This is a genomic window from Mesorhizobium sp. C432A (genome assembly GCF_030323145.1).
GTDB lineage: Bacteria > Pseudomonadota > Alphaproteobacteria > Rhizobiales > Rhizobiaceae > Mesorhizobium.
In genome coordinates, this window is record NZ_CP100470.1 from 3,603,412 (window position 1) to 3,616,692 (window position 13,281).

Annotated in this window: 14 protein-coding genes; 7 read left to right on the plus strand and 7 right to left on the minus strand. The window is 62.3% G+C overall.

Annotated features, from left to right (window positions below):
- Positions 1-164: 164 nt before the first annotated feature.
- Positions 165-1,508 carry an ATP-binding response regulator gene (locus tag NLY33_RS17370; protein WP_023706037.1) on the minus strand — a complete coding sequence of 448 codons (1,344 nt, stop codon included), beginning with the start codon at positions 1,506-1,508 and terminating at the stop codon, positions 165-167.
- A 3-nt stretch (positions 1,509-1,511) separates the two neighbouring features.
- Positions 1,512-2,696, minus strand: a complete 1,185-nt coding sequence (locus tag NLY33_RS17375) for an FIST N-terminal domain-containing protein (protein ID WP_348625835.1) — start codon at positions 2,694-2,696, stop codon at positions 1,512-1,514.
- A 248-nt stretch (positions 2,697-2,944) separates the two neighbouring features.
- On the opposite strand from NLY33_RS17375, the gene NLY33_RS17380 reads away from it, so the two are divergent.
- From NLY33_RS17380 to NLY33_RS17395, 4 genes are all read left to right on the plus strand, one after another.
- Entirely contained in the window at positions 2,945-3,445 is a 501-nt protein-coding gene (locus tag NLY33_RS17380) for a (2Fe-2S)-binding protein (RefSeq protein WP_023706035.1), read from the plus strand.
- Positions 3,446-3,568: 123 nt separating this feature from the next.
- Positions 3,569-5,914: a xanthine dehydrogenase family protein molybdopterin-binding subunit gene (locus NLY33_RS17385; protein WP_023707866.1), complete on the plus strand. Its 2,346-nt coding sequence runs from the start codon at positions 3,569-3,571 to the stop codon at positions 5,912-5,914.
- 105 nt (positions 5,915-6,019) lie between these two features.
- Positions 6,020-6,817, plus strand: coding sequence for an FAD binding domain-containing protein (locus NLY33_RS17390; protein WP_023697650.1), 798 nt, complete (start codon positions 6,020-6,022; stop codon positions 6,815-6,817).
- 205 nt (positions 6,818-7,022) lie between these two features.
- Entirely contained in the window at positions 7,023-8,045 is a 1,023-nt protein-coding gene (locus tag NLY33_RS17395) for an acyltransferase family protein (RefSeq protein WP_023688179.1), read from the plus strand.
- Positions 8,046-8,111: 66 nt separating this feature from the next.
- Here NLY33_RS17395 and NLY33_RS17400 read toward each other — a convergent pair whose 3' ends face one another.
- From NLY33_RS17400 to NLY33_RS17420, 5 genes are all read right to left on the minus strand, one after another.
- On the minus strand, positions 8,112-8,618 hold the full coding sequence (locus NLY33_RS17400) for a GNAT family N-acetyltransferase (protein WP_023697649.1): 507 nt from the start codon (positions 8,616-8,618) through the stop codon (positions 8,112-8,114).
- Positions 8,618-9,373, minus strand: a complete 756-nt coding sequence (locus NLY33_RS17405) for a copper homeostasis protein CutC (RefSeq protein ID WP_023697648.1) — start codon at positions 9,371-9,373, stop codon at positions 8,618-8,620. Before NLY33_RS17405 ends, NLY33_RS17400 begins: the two co-directional genes overlap by 1 nt.
- A gap of 114 nt (positions 9,374-9,487) precedes the next feature.
- Positions 9,488-9,919 carry a cupin domain-containing protein gene (locus tag NLY33_RS17410; RefSeq protein WP_023706033.1) on the minus strand — a complete coding sequence of 144 codons (432 nt, stop codon included), beginning with the start codon at positions 9,917-9,919 and terminating at the stop codon, positions 9,488-9,490.
- 78 nt (positions 9,920-9,997) lie between these two features.
- Positions 9,998-10,384 (minus strand): hypothetical protein, encoded by a 387-nt coding sequence (locus NLY33_RS17415; protein WP_023706032.1) that lies wholly within the window; start codon positions 10,382-10,384, stop codon positions 9,998-10,000.
- A 64-nt stretch (positions 10,385-10,448) separates the two neighbouring features.
- Positions 10,449-11,045, minus strand: coding sequence for an alpha-ketoglutarate-dependent dioxygenase AlkB (locus NLY33_RS17420; RefSeq protein ID WP_023706031.1), 597 nt, complete (start codon positions 11,043-11,045; stop codon positions 10,449-10,451).
- 146 nt (positions 11,046-11,191) lie between these two features.
- On the opposite strand from NLY33_RS17420, the gene NLY33_RS17425 reads away from it, so the two are divergent.
- From NLY33_RS17425 to NLY33_RS17435, 3 genes are all read left to right on the plus strand, one after another.
- Positions 11,192-11,419 carry a KTSC domain-containing protein gene (locus NLY33_RS17425; protein WP_023691072.1) on the plus strand — a complete coding sequence of 76 codons (228 nt, stop codon included), beginning with the start codon at positions 11,192-11,194 and terminating at the stop codon, positions 11,417-11,419.
- 136 nt (positions 11,420-11,555) lie between these two features.
- Positions 11,556-11,936 carry a hypothetical protein gene (locus tag NLY33_RS17430; RefSeq protein ID WP_023707867.1) on the plus strand — a complete coding sequence of 127 codons (381 nt, stop codon included), beginning with the start codon at positions 11,556-11,558 and terminating at the stop codon, positions 11,934-11,936.
- A gap of 423 nt (positions 11,937-12,359) precedes the next feature.
- Entirely contained in the window at positions 12,360-13,187 is an 828-nt protein-coding gene (locus NLY33_RS17435; protein ID WP_023706030.1) for a phosphogluconate dehydrogenase C-terminal domain-containing protein, read from the plus strand.
- Positions 13,188-13,281 lie beyond the last annotated feature (94 nt).

The window sequence follows — 13,281 nt, forward strand, 5'->3', positions numbered from 1 at the left end:
GATTCTCTTTTAAATAGTTCATGCGATGTTTACTTTCTCGCGTTCCGTTTAAAATATGTGCGAATTGATTTTCCCTTGATCTCGGGCTTCCCCCCAACGCTAGTGCCGCCCCTCATCCGGCTGCCGCCACCTTCTCCCCGTATAGTGACGGGGAGAAGGGAAGCTCAAGCCAACAAATGCGCCAGCAGTGCTCGCAATTGCGCCGGTTTCAGCGGCTTGCGCATCAGTTCGATGCCGGCGGCGCGGGCGGCTTTGGCGACGGCCTCCGATCCGTCGGCGGTGACGATCAGCGCCGGCACGGCGCGGCCGAGATAATCGCGGACTTCGGCGATGGTGGCGGTGCCGAGGTCGCCGTCGTCGAGATGCTGGTCGGCAATGACGATGTCGGGCACCCAGTCGGTGTCGCCAAGCAGGCTGACCGCAGCCTCGGTCGAGGTCGCGGCGCGCACCAGGCACTGCCAGCGCTCGAGCAGGAAAGTCATCGCCTGCAGCACGTCGGCGTCGTTTTCGACCAGCAGCACCTTGGTGCCGAACAGGCCGTAGCCGCGCGGCCGCTCCATTTCGGCAAGGCTGGCGATGGCGTCGGCGCTGGCGCCGATGCCGACCGGCACGTCGATGTGGAAGATGGTGCCGCGCCCAACCCTCGAGGAGAACGTCACGGGATGACCGAGCGCGGCGGCCATGCGCCGCACGATGGCAAGGCCCAGGCCCAGCCCGCCGCCGGAGATTCCGGTGTCGGCTGGAATGGCGGAGCCGCGATGGAACTCCTCGAACACCGCCTCGCGCTGGTCGTCGGGAATGCCGCAGCCGGTGTCGGCGACATCGATGCGGATGGTGTCGCCGCGATGCCTGGTGCCGACCAGCACGCCGCCCGAGCGGGTATAGCGCAGCGCATTGGACAGGATGTTCTGCAGGATGCGGCGCAAAAGCGTGCGGTCCGAACGCACCACGGCGCTGACCGGGCGGAATTTCAGTGTCAGCCCCTTCAGCTTGGCAACCGGCTTGAAATCCGAGCGCAGCGACGAAAACAGCGTCTCCAGATTGACGTCGCCAATGTCGGGCTGGACCACGCCGGCGTCGAGCTTGGAAATGTCGAGCAGCGTGCGCAACAGGTCTTCCATCGTCTCCAGCGAGCGCTCGACCTGACGGACGAGTTTCTTGCCCTCGTCGCTGGTCTGCACTTCGGCCAGTGCCGAGACCGAGAGGTGGGCGGCGTTCAGCGGCTGCAGCACGTCATGGCTGGCGGCGGCCAGGAACCTGGTCTTGGACAGGTTTGCCAGCTCGGCGTTTTCCTTGGCGGCGCTGAGGTCGATGTTCGACTGTTCCAGCCGGCGCAAGGTCGAGTGTAGTTCCTCGGTGCGCATGCGCACGCGGTTTTCCAGTGAAATTGCGGTCTGGAACAGCGAGAAGGCGTTGCCCTGCTGGTCCATCGAGCGCTCGACGCGGCTGACCAGAGCGGCGTTGATCTTCTTCAGCCTGTCGACGTCGTTGATGTCCCTGAGCGGCATGCGCTATTCCGCCGCCTGGCGTTCGCCGAAGGCGATGCCGGTGAAGGTTTGGTTCAGATGCATCGAACGGTACTGTTCGCCATAGGTGCCGAAGCCGATGACATTGTTGACCCGGTAGAGCTCCGAAATGTCGCGGAACACCTGGCGGTTGCGGGCGTCGAGCCGGCGCAGCACGCAATCGAAGCCGAGGATCATGTCGATGCCGCCGAGCCGTTGCTCGACGTCGCGCAGTGCGGCGCGCGTGGATTCCACCATGTCCTTGGGCTGGGCGATGGACAGCACGACGCCGTCGTCTATGGCGCAAAAGAAAGACAGGGAACCGTCGGCATGCATCTTCTGGATCGAGCGGCAGTAATATTCGCCGCCCACTTTCACCACCACCGGGTGCGAGGCGAAGCTCATCGGCGTCAGGTTCTGCGCAACGATGCCGACCGAGGCTGCATATTCCTCAGCCGCGTTGGTGGCGTTGAATTCGCGCACGGTGCGGTGGTCCGGATCGGATGCCGTCACCACCAGCTTCTCGTCGGTTGGGATGAAATTGTCGGTCTTGAAGACATGGAACGGGATCTCGGTGGCGATCAGCACAATGATGGCGCTGTCGGACGCAACCTTGCCGTTCGAAATCAGCCTGGTGGTTTCGAATTTCAAATCGTCGCCCGCCGAACCGCCGATCAGCGGGATGTCGTCCAGCCCCCAATGGATGGCCGAGGTTACAGCTTCCTCGGCAAAGGACAGACCGTCGATGAAGCAGAGCGCGAAGGTGCTTTTGGCATGGCAACTGCCGGTGCGTCCGCGCAGCAACCGCCGCAAGCCCTCGACTTCATCAGTGATCCTGTCCATTCCCGACGAGGAGAGATTGTCGACCATGGTGCTGACCGCCGAAAACGACGCGGAGGGAAAGAGCAGCGCCAGCACATGGCCTTCCTCCAGGCCCTGGGGGGTGATCTCGCCGGCGGTCGAGCAGGCGGCGTAGGCCAGCGTCGGCGCGTGGGTCTTCAGCCCTTGCGAAAGGACGCTCGCGTCAAACAGGCTCTGGGAGAAGAACAGCAGGGCAAAGCCGGCATCGATGGCTGCGGCCTCGACGGCGACCGCCAGGGCGAATGCATCGGCGTCGGGCTCGTCGGTGGTGAGCGCCGACAGACCGGATGCATAGCTCGTCCGTGAACTGGCCAGAGGCTTCCTCCCGATATCCTCCGACGCTTCCTGCGCGCGCCCGTTTTATGTCTCTCGGCGCGCTGGCGTCGAGGGCATTGTTGCCCCCTATTCGCTCTTTGGCAATGGGGCGGACAGGCCCATGATTTTCGTTTTCTCCATGACCGAAAGTACAATGAGCGCCGTGTGTTTTTTGCGCTTTGTGCAGTGTACCAATAGCGCATGGCCGAGCGCCAAAGCCGCATCGGCAGCATGACTACCAAGGTCATACCCAGGGAGGATGCATGTCGGACGTTTCGTTTGTCGTGAACGGAAAACGGATCAGCGGCGCTGCCGAGGACCGAACGCTTCTGGTTCATTTCCTGCGCGAAAATCTTGGTCTCACCGGAACGCATGTCGGTTGTGACACCTCTCAATGCGGCGCCTGCGTCGTGCATGTCGACGGCAAGGCGGTGAAGTCCTGTTCGATGCTGGCCGTGCAGGCCTCCGGGTCGACCGTGGTGACGATCGAAGGGCTTGCCAATGGCGGCGACCTGCATCCGATGCAGGCCGCGTTCAAGGAACATCATGGGCTGCAATGTGGCTTCTGCACGCCGGGCATGATCATGACCGCGACCGACATGGTCGCGCGCCATCCCGAAGGCCTCGATGAGGCGACGGTGCGCGCCGAGCTCGAAGGCAACATCTGCCGCTGCACCGGCTACCACAACATCGTCAAGGCGATCCTCGCCGCATCGCAGACTATGGCGAAGGTGCCGAAGGGCAGGGCGAAACAGGCAGCGTAAGAAAGAAGCGAGTAGCGAATAGGGAGTAGCGAGTAGTCGGTTTAGCCGAACCGCTCCGAGCACAATTCCCTACTCACTAATCACTATTCGCCACTCACTATTCGCTATTCCGGAGGAATTCCTATGGGCATTGAAGGCATCGGCGCTCGGGTCGTGCGCAAGGAAGACAAACGCTTCATCACCGGCGCCGGCCGCTATGTCGACGACATGGTGGTTTCCGGCATGAAGCATGCCGCTTTCGTGCGCAGCCCGCACGCGCATGCTCAGATCAAGAAGATCGACGTCAGACGAGCGCAGGCGATGCCCGGCGTCATCGGCGTCTTGACCGGCAAGGAGCTCAAGGCCGACGGCATCGGCAACCTGATCTGCGGCTGGATGATCCATTCCAAGGACGGCTCGCCGATGAAGATGGGCGCGTGGTCGCCGCTGGCCGTCGACAAGGTGCGCTATGTCGGCGACGCGGTCGTCATCGTGGTGGCGGAAACCAAGGGCCAGGCCCGCGACGCGGCCGAAGCGGTCGAGATCACCTACAAGGAATTGAAGGCGGTGGTCGATGCCACCAAGGCGCTGCAAAAAGGTGCGCCGCAGGTCCATGCCGAAGCCGAGGACAATCTTATCTTCGACTGGGAGATCGGCGATGCCAAGGCGACCGACGCGGCGATCCAGGCGGCGGCCCATGTCACCCGCATGAAGATCGTCAACAACCGGCTGGTTCCCAACGCCATGGAGCCGCGCGCTGCGCTTGGCCATTACGACAAGGCCGAGGACCATTTTACCTGCTGGACGACGTCGCAGAACCCGCATGTCGCGCGGCTAGTGATGAGCGCCTTCTACAATGTCGCGCCGGAAAACAAGCTGCGCGTCATTGCGCCCGATGTCGGCGGCGGCTTCGGCTCGAAGATCTACATCTATCCCGAAGAGATCGTCTGCCTGTGGGCGTCGAAGAAGACCGGCGTGCCGGTCAAATGGGTTGCCGACCGTACCGAAAGCTTTCTCACCGACGCACATGGCCGCGACCATGTCTCGACGGTCGAAATGGCGTTCGACAAGAACAACAAGATCACCGGCTTCAAAGTCGACACCATCGCCAATCTCGGCGCCTACATGTCGCTGTTCTCGTCTTGCGTGCCGACCTATCTCTACGCGACGCTGCTGTCGGGCCAGTACAACATCCCGACGATCCACGCCAATGTGCGCACCGTCTACACCAACACGGCACCCGTCGATGCCTATCGTGGGGCAGGGCGGCCGGAAGCGACCTATTTGCTCGAACGCACAATGGAGACCGCCGCACGCGAACTCGGCGTGTCTCCGGCGGAGCTTCGGCGCGCCAATTTCATCACCGAGTTTCCGCATCAGACGCCGGTCATCATGAACTATGACGCCGGCGACTATGGAGCTTCACTCGATGCGGCGACACAGGCGTCCGACTATGCCGGCTTCGCCAAGCGCAAAGCGGCGGCCGCCAGCCAGGGCAGGCTGCGCGGCATCGGCATGAGCTGCTATATCGAGGCCTGCGGCATCGCGCCGTCGGCGGCGGTCGGTTCGCTCGGCGCCGGCGTCGGTCTGTGGGAATCGGCCGAGGTGCGGGTCAATGCCGTCGGCACGATCGAGGTGCTGACCGGCTCGCACAGCCACGGCCAGGGCCATGAGACGACCTTCGCGCAACTGGTCACCCAGCGCTTCGGCGTGCCGCTCGACTCGGTGTCGATCGTCCATGGAGATACCGACAAGGTGCAGATGGGTATGGGCACCTACGGCTCGCGCTCGGGCGCGGTCGGCATGTCGGCAATTGCCAAGGCGCTCGACAAGGTCGAGGCCAAGGCCAAGAAAATCGCCGCCCATCTGCTCGAGGCCGACGAGGGCGACATCGTCATCGAGAATGGCGAGGTCAAGGTTGCCGGCACCGACAAGAGCCTGCCCTGGTTCCAGGTGGCGCTTGCCGCCTACACCGCTCACAATCTGCCGGCAGGCATGGAGCCGGGACTGAAGGAAACAGCCTTCTACGATCCGGCGAACTTCACTTTCCCGGCGGGCTGCTACATCTGCGAGGTCGAGATCGATCCGGAAACCGGCACGACCGAGATCGTCCAGTTCGTCGCGGCGGACGATTTCGGCAACATCATCAACCCGATGATCGTCGAGGGTCAGGTGCATGGCGGCATCGCCCAGGGTATCGGCCAGGCGCTGCTGGAAGGCGCGCACTATGACGATAGCGGGCAGCTGCTGACGGCGAGCTACATGGACTACACCATGCCGCGCGCGGACGACTTGCCGTCATTCAAGGTGTCGACCTCGAACACGCCGTGTCCGAGCAATCCGCTCGGCATCAAGGGCTGTGGCGAGGCCGGCGCCATCGGCTCGCCGCCGGCGGTCATCAACGCCATCACCGACGCTTTGGGGATTGTGGACATCGCCATGCCGGCCTCGCCGTCGACGGTGTGGGCGGCGATTAGGGCGAAGAAATGAGTGAGTAGGGAGTAGTGAGTAGGGAATGGGCATTACCGGAGATGACAGCGTCCCTACTCCCTACTCCCTACTCACTACTGCCTAACCACTTCAGGGGAGGATCCCATGTACGCAGTCAACTACCACCGCGCCGCCTCGGTCGCCGACGCCGCCAAGCTGGTGAAGAGCGGCGACGCCAGGCTTTTGTCAGGCGGCATGACGCTGATCCCGGCGATGAAGACGCGGCTCGCCGCACCCTCCGACCTGATCGACCTGTCGCGGATCAAGGAACTGCAAGGCGTCAAGGTGTCGGGCAAGACCGTCACCATCGGCGCCGCCACAACCCATTACGACGTCGCCAATGACGAGAAGCTGCGGAAGGCCTGTCCGGCGCTTGCGCACCTTGCGTCGCTGATTGGCGATCCGGCGGTGCGCCACAAGGGCACGATCGGCGGCTCGGCCGCCAACAACGACCCAGCCGCCGATTATCCGGCGGCGCTCTTGGCGCTGGGCGCCACCATCGTCACCAACAAGCGCGAGATTTCAGCCGCGAAATTCTTCACCGGCCTGTTCGAAACGGCGCTGAAAGAAGGCGAGATCATCACCGCGGTGAGTTTTACCGCGCCGGCCAAGGCTGCTTACGAAAAATTCCGCAACCCGGCCTCGCGCTATGCGATCGTCGGCGTGTTCGTGGCAAAGGGCAAGGACGGGGTCAGCGTTGCCGTTACCGGCGCCGGCGATGACGGTGTGTTCCGCTCGAAGGAGATCGAAGCAGCACTGGCGAAGAATTTTGCCGCATCGGCGCTCGACGGCGTGAAAGTGCCGGCGAAGAATTTGATGACCGACCTCCACGCTTCGGCCGAATACCGCGCCAATTTGATCGCCGTGATGGCCAAGCGCGCGGTGAACGCCGCCAACGGTTGAACAGTGCCAATTCGAGACGGGAAGGGGCCATTGCGGCCCCTTTCTTTTTTGCGATCACAAACGTTGGCGCCAACACGCGCCAATCTCAAAGCTTCGCACTTGCACAAAGTTATCCCGCACTGCAATATAAACCGGGCGGGAATACGAGGCGAATCCGTGGCGCAGCGATGCGCGCTGCATCGGTTCTTGAGTGCGAAGGACGGGCATGGCCGACATCTCCGCAGCGTCTGTTGCCCTGCCGCGGGCCACAGCCGACAAAGCAGCTAGAGCAAGACTGGCCTATCTCGATGGCTGGCGCGGGCTTTCGATCGCACTGGTGCTGATCGGCCATTTCTTCCCCGTTCCCGGGATCAATCTCGGCGTGCTCGGCGTCGAGTTCTTCTTCGTGCTCTCAGGCCGGCTGATGGGCGAGATACTGTTCATCGAACGCTTCCCGCTGAAAAAATTCTTCAAGCGCCGCTTTTCGCGCATCTATCCCGCGCTTTTGGTGTTCGTGATATCAGCCATGATCGGGCTCTCCGGCACCTTTATCGCCTTCAAATGGAAGGCGGCGCTGACCGCGCTGACATTCACCTACAACTATGCCGGAATTCTCATCACCCGCGCCGGCGCGCTCGACCACATCTGGTCGCTATGCGTGGAAGAGCATGCCTACATCATCCTGGCGCTGATCAGCGTGGTGGTGACCGGGCGGGGTAATGTCGTTCGGCTGCTGGTGACGCTGTCGCTGCTGGCGATGGCCAATGGCGCCATTTCGTACTGGGTACTCGGCATGGATTACGAGCACAGCTATTGGCGCACCGATGTGCATATCGCCTCGATCCTGCTGTCGGCATCGATCTGCCTGCTCAAGCACGATGATCGGCTGCCGGCATTCCTGAAGAGCCCCTATGTCAGCCTCGTGTCGGCGGCGGCGGCTATATTGCTGTTCCTCGATCCGGTGCCGACGCCGATCCATTACCTACTGGCGGTGCCGTTGCTGGCGCTTGCCGTGAATACGCTGGACACCAGCAACTGGCATCTTACCGGCCTGCTTTCATCCAGGCCGATGGTGATGATCGGGCTATGGTCGTACTCGCTCTATCTCTGGCAACAGCCCTTCTACAAATTCGTCGCCGAGCAGGGCAGTGCGCCGATCCCGATGCTGGCGGCTGTCTTCGCCTGTGCACTATGCAGCTACTATCTGGTCGAGAAGCCCGCGCGGGCCTGGCTGAACCGGAATTGGTGAGGGCTACGGACTCCTAATCTTATGCTGCCGCGACGATCTGCTTGCCGATCATCAGCCAGCGACCCATCAGCCGGCGATCTCCTTGAGGTAGTAGCGCACCGCCTTCTTGCCGCCATGGATCACCGCGTCGCCGACCTCGGCGAAGCCAAGCGCGGCATGGAAGGCGTCCGAAGCCGGATTGGGAGGTTCGGCATTCACCTCGCAGGTGACGATGCTGTGGCCCGCGCGGGCGACTTCCCCGAACAGATCCTCGTAGAGCCGGCGGGCATGGCCGCGGCCGCGCGCTTGCGCCGCGACGACGACGCGGTCGACATAGACGAAGCGTGGATAGCGCTCGCGGAACCAGAGGAAATTCGGGCTGTCGTAGGCCGCATTCTGGTCGAAGGTCATGATGAAGGCTTCGAGCGTGCCGATGCGCCTGACGTAAAACGCTTCGCCAAGCAGGAAGGACAGCCGTTCCAGCTCGAGCCATGACAGTTCGGCGGCGTGCTCATTGTTGAGTGCGAGGATGGCCGCTTCGTCCTGAGGCGAGACACGGCTGATCGGCGACGGCCCAGTCACGGCTTCGCTCATCATGCTCTGGCCGCCGCAATCGTCGCGGCAACCAGCGCCCCATCGGTGACTGTGGTGCGGTATTCGCGGTCGAGATCGCCGCCGCCCATGCCGACTTGCGGGTTGCGGTAGGCCATGGCGCTCGGTACATCCTTGAGCGCGGCGAAGTGCATTTCCGTCAGCCCGGTTGATGCCAGCACCCCGGCGATGTTTTCGGGGTCCAGCGCGCCGCAGCCGAGGATGATGATGCGGCCGTCGGCCTGGCGGACGAGATCCGCCAACAGGCCGGCGCCTTCCACCGCGGTGTCCCTCTGGCCGCTGGTCAGCACGCGGCCGACCTTGCAGCGGATCAGCGCTTCCAGCGCCTCGGCCGGGTCGCGGGTCATGTCGAAGGCGCGGTGGCAGGTGACGGCGAGCGGACCGGCGGCATGGACCAGCGCGCCCATGCGGGTTTCATCGATGGTGCCGTCGGCATCGAGGCAACCGACAACGACGCCGGCGACGCCGAGGTCACGAAGCGCTGCGACATCGGCGAGCATCGAGCTGTATTCGGCCTCGCTGTAGAGGAAATCGCCGCCGCGCGGCCGCACGATGACATGGAAGGGAATTGTCGCGCTCTCGAGTGCGGCGCGCACCGTGCCGAGGCTGGGCGTGATGCCGCCTTCGACCAGGCTGGCGCAGAGCTCGACCCGGTCGGCGCCGGCGGCCTGCGCAGCCAGCAGTCCATCGATGCCTTCGACGCAGATTTCGATCAGGGGGCGAGCATTTCCGACCAAGGGGCGATCCTTTATGATTGCATGACGGCCAGCCCTAGCATCGGCTCGGTTGGTGGGGAAGCCGGAACAGCCAGTCGCTGCTTGGGCCAGCCCGGCAACCCGGCCGATCCGCAATTACTGGCGCAGCACCGTGTTCTTGGCGCCTTGTTCGACCTGGTCGATGACCAGCAGCTTGACCGGGCCGTCGCCGATGTTGGTGGCCTGGTGCCACTGGCCGATCATCTCGATGATGAAATCGCCCGTCTTGTAGGTGTTGCTGTTGCCGGTCTCGACATTCGTCACTTTGAGTGTCCCGGCCTCGACATAGGCGTAGCGGGCAAACGGGTGCTTGTGCACCGGCAGAGTGGCGCCGACCGCAATGTCATAGGTTGAAACCAGGACCTGGACATTTTTCTGCGGCAGCACGATCGGCTGGCCGGACGCCGTCTGGCTGCGATCGGCAAGCGGCGTGACGACAACCGGCGGGCTGGTACTGTCCAGCGCCCGAGCGGGGTTTGCAGATAGCGCCGCCGCGAACAGCAGCATCGATGCCAGGATCTTTCGCATGGTTCCTCCAGGTTTTACCGCCACCGCGCGGGCGCGACGCCAAACTTCTATCTCTCGTCAGTTACTGGAGACACAACGTCATCCGCCGGTGCCGTCGTCCATCATCGTATTCGTGAGCGCTTCATAGATGTTGCTGCATACCTGGGACCGCGGACAGTGTTTTACGATGAATACCGGCACGACAGTCGGTGCGGCGGCGATCAGGATTTGCAGGAAGAGAGGAGCAGGCTCGAAGCGTTTGCCAAACAAGGCTCGGCAAGCGAAGTAGAGACTTTGAGCCAGGCATGCCCAGACAAGGACATGCAACAGCGTGCTCGTTGCTCGGGCATAGGGCGTTATGTATCCGTCGGGAAAGCCGACCATGCCAAGGTCGACGAGCCACTGCAGAGCCAGAACGCAGGACAGGCATGCCGCCAGAAAGAGCGCCACGCGGGTAACCAAAACTCTGCTGCGATCCACGCTCATGTGCGATCGAAGCACAACTGCGCTCGGTCTTCCAGAGCGGCTGCTGCGTGGCTTGGAGTGTGGCCTATTTCAGAGTGCGCAGCGTGATCGAATAGCGGTGCCCGGCGACCGGCGGAATGCTGTGCTCCCACTCGTGGCGCGCCGGGCCGTCCATGAGATAGAGGGACCTCGGTTCGACCTCGATCGTCTCGCGATCCCATTTCGAGCCGTTTTTGCGGCGCAGCCGAAAGCTGCAGGGCGCCAGCAGCGAGACGCCGGCGACGAGATCGAAATGCGGCTTGTCGCGATGCCAACCTATGCCCGCGCCCGGCCGATACTCGTTGATGAGCACTTGCGCGAATTCCGTGGCCTGCCTGCCGGCAAAATCCGCGACCTTGTCGCGAAGCGGCAGCAGGAATTTCGGGATGGGCGGCGCTTCGACGACCTGGCGCCGGTCGTAGTCGTAGCGCCAGCCGAAGCCGGCGACCTGCCGGTTGGCAAGGTGGCCGTGGAAATCGAACGGCTTGAAGGACAGTTCATTGAGGTGACGGACCAGTTCCGCCTCTTCGTCCGTTGTGATCAGGCTAGGCCGGTAAGAAAATCCTTCCGGCAGCGTGTCGGCCGCGCCGAAGAGATCGCCCTGGCTGGCATACGCTGTTGTACTGGATTTCGTCTGTGCCATCTGACGGAGAGATAGGAAGCCTCGCCACCCGGGCAAGATTTTCGGCGTTGTGGTGCGCCTCCCTGTCGGAACCTCCGCATCGTTGCGGCATTACGCATGTTCGAAGCAGGATTTGGAGAAGATTTGGGGACGATGGGATTTTCGACATGCCGTCCACTGCCATCCGCAATACCCACTACGACCCGTCGACGAAAATCCTCTCGGTCTGGTTCGTCCCGAGCGGAGCCCGCTACGACTACGAGGAGGTCGAGCCCGAGACCTACGCGGCGTTCCGCGCCGCCTTCTCGAAAGGGCAATTTTTCAACGAGTTCGTGCGCGATCGCTACCGGTTTCACCTGGTTGAAGAAGGGCGTCCGCGAGCAACCGGGTTCTGAAGGTGCGGTGATCCGTATAAGGTCGCGAACCCCAATTGCTTTTCAAATTGACTTGTTTCAACCTGCTTTGTGGGGACGGACAATGCCGTGGTCGAGATGGCCGTAACATTGGGGGAGGCAGCTTTTGAAATGCATATTGATTCTACTCGGCGTGGTAGGTGTCCTGTCTTCCGCTGCGTCTGCAAAAGATAATCGACAACACATCGACCCTGCCTATCAAAAAAACATCAACTATCTGGCCGGGCTGTCCGACGCCCAGTTGAAATTGGTCGTAACATGGTCAGCTAACGTCATCGCCGTTACGACGCGATGCCCGGCGCTGCAGCTGACTCCAGACGGAAAATCCAAAATAACGGCGATATACATCTTGTACGATGTGCAAGATAAACACCTGATACCCAATCCCCCCGAATTCAAGAGAGCCATCAGGTTTTATGAAGGCGCTTACCGCACGGCGGCGCAACGCACTGACAGCTGTCGGGCGGAGAAAGCCAAGGACCCGGGAAGCTACCGGTAAATAGTTGTCGGCATGATCGACTAGCAGTGATTTGGCTCGCCGGAACCCCGGCGAAGCGCGAATTCTCTATAGCCCCTTCGCCAAATCGCCGCGAGAACTCACGGCCCGAAAACGCGACCGGACCGCGCGGACGCGCTTCGCCTTGCTGGTGACGCCCCCACCGTCACTTCGCAACCGAGCCCCCGCAAAAATGGACCTGGAGGCTTCTAGCGCGGGCATCGATTGTCTGGAAAGGCAACGGCGCACTGGCTTGGTTGAATTATCGGCCGCCACCGCGGAAATCGTGCGGACGGAAGCCAAACGGCGACTGCATAGCCGCTCATCAAAGCCCTGTTCAACTCCTCAATTTGTGGTAAGGTGATCATACCAGTTAATAACGTGACGATCGGCGCGGCCGTCGTTTGAATCGGGAGTAGGGATTACATGACGACGATTGCGCTGCTCGGTGCCGGCGGCAAAATGGGTTACCGCCTGTCGACCAATTTTCGCGGATCGCTCTACACGGTACGCCATGTCGAGGTGAGCGAGGCCGGCCGCGAGCGGCTGAAGACCGGACTGGGCTTTGACGCGGTCAGTGCCGATGCGGCGCTGGACGGGGCGGATATCGTCATCCTGGCCGTTCCCGATACGCATATCGGCAAGGTGGCGGCTGATATCGAGAGCAAGCTCGCGCCTGGCACGATGGTGATAGTGCTCGACGCGGCCGCACCCTTCGCCGGCCATCTGCCCAACCGGCCGGACCTGACCTATTTCGTCACCCATCCCTGTCATCCGCCGATCTTCAACGACGAGACCGACATGGCGGCCAAGAAGGATTATTTTGGCGGCGTCAAGGCCAAGCAGCATATGGTCAGCGCGCTGATGCAGGGGCCGGAAGCGGACTACGCCAAGGGCGAGGCGGTCGCAAAAATCATCTGGGCGCCGGTCATGCGCTCGCACCGTGTCACCGTCGAACAGATGGCGCTGCTGGAGCCCGGTCTCTCGGAGACGGTGTGCGCGTCACTGCTTGTCGTCATGAAGGAAGCCGTCGACGAGGTCGTCGCGCGAGGCGTCGACCAACAGGCGGCGCTCGATTTCCTGCTCGGCCACATGAACGTGCTCGGCGCCGTGATTTTCGGCGAGACCAAGGGCGTATTCTCGGATGCCTGCAACAAGGCGATCGAATTCGGCAAGCCGGTGCTGATGCGCGACGACTGGAAGCGGGTGTTCGAGCCCGAAGAGATCGCCGCCAGCATTCGGCGCATTACCTGAGACAGGCCGAGTCGGGCGCTTGCCGGAGCGCCTCGATGGCTCGACACACCCGCCATGACGAACAGATGTTTTGCTCAGTGGGAACATGTCACCT

Coding starts and splice junctions, on each gene's coding strand:
- NLY33_RS17370 (WP_023706037.1), bottom strand. CDS start 1,508: ATGCCGCTCAGGGACATCAACGACGTCGACAGGCTGAAGAAGATCAAC.
- NLY33_RS17380 (WP_023706035.1), top strand. CDS start 2,945: ATGTCGGACGTTTCGTTTGTCGTGAACGGAAAACGGATCAGCGGCGCT.
- NLY33_RS17385 (WP_023707866.1), top strand. CDS start 3,569: ATGGGCATTGAAGGCATCGGCGCTCGGGTCGTGCGCAAGGAAGACAAA.
- NLY33_RS17390 (WP_023697650.1), top strand. CDS start 6,020: ATGTACGCAGTCAACTACCACCGCGCCGCCTCGGTCGCCGACGCCGCC.
- NLY33_RS17395 (WP_023688179.1), top strand. CDS start 7,023: ATGGCCGACATCTCCGCAGCGTCTGTTGCCCTGCCGCGGGCCACAGCC.
- NLY33_RS17400 (WP_023697649.1), bottom strand. CDS start 8,618: ATGAGCGAAGCCGTGACTGGGCCGTCGCCGATCAGCCGTGTCTCGCCT.
- NLY33_RS17410 (WP_023706033.1), bottom strand. CDS start 9,919: ATGCGAAAGATCCTGGCATCGATGCTGCTGTTCGCGGCGGCGCTATCT.
- NLY33_RS17415 (WP_023706032.1), bottom strand. CDS start 10,384: ATGAGCGTGGATCGCAGCAGAGTTTTGGTTACCCGCGTGGCGCTCTTT.
- NLY33_RS17420 (WP_023706031.1), bottom strand. CDS start 11,045: ATGGCACAGACGAAATCCAGTACAACAGCGTATGCCAGCCAGGGCGAT.
- NLY33_RS17425 (WP_023691072.1), top strand. CDS start 11,192: ATGCCGTCCACTGCCATCCGCAATACCCACTACGACCCGTCGACGAAA.
- NLY33_RS17435 (WP_023706030.1), top strand. CDS start 12,360: ATGACGACGATTGCGCTGCTCGGTGCCGGCGGCAAAATGGGTTACCGC.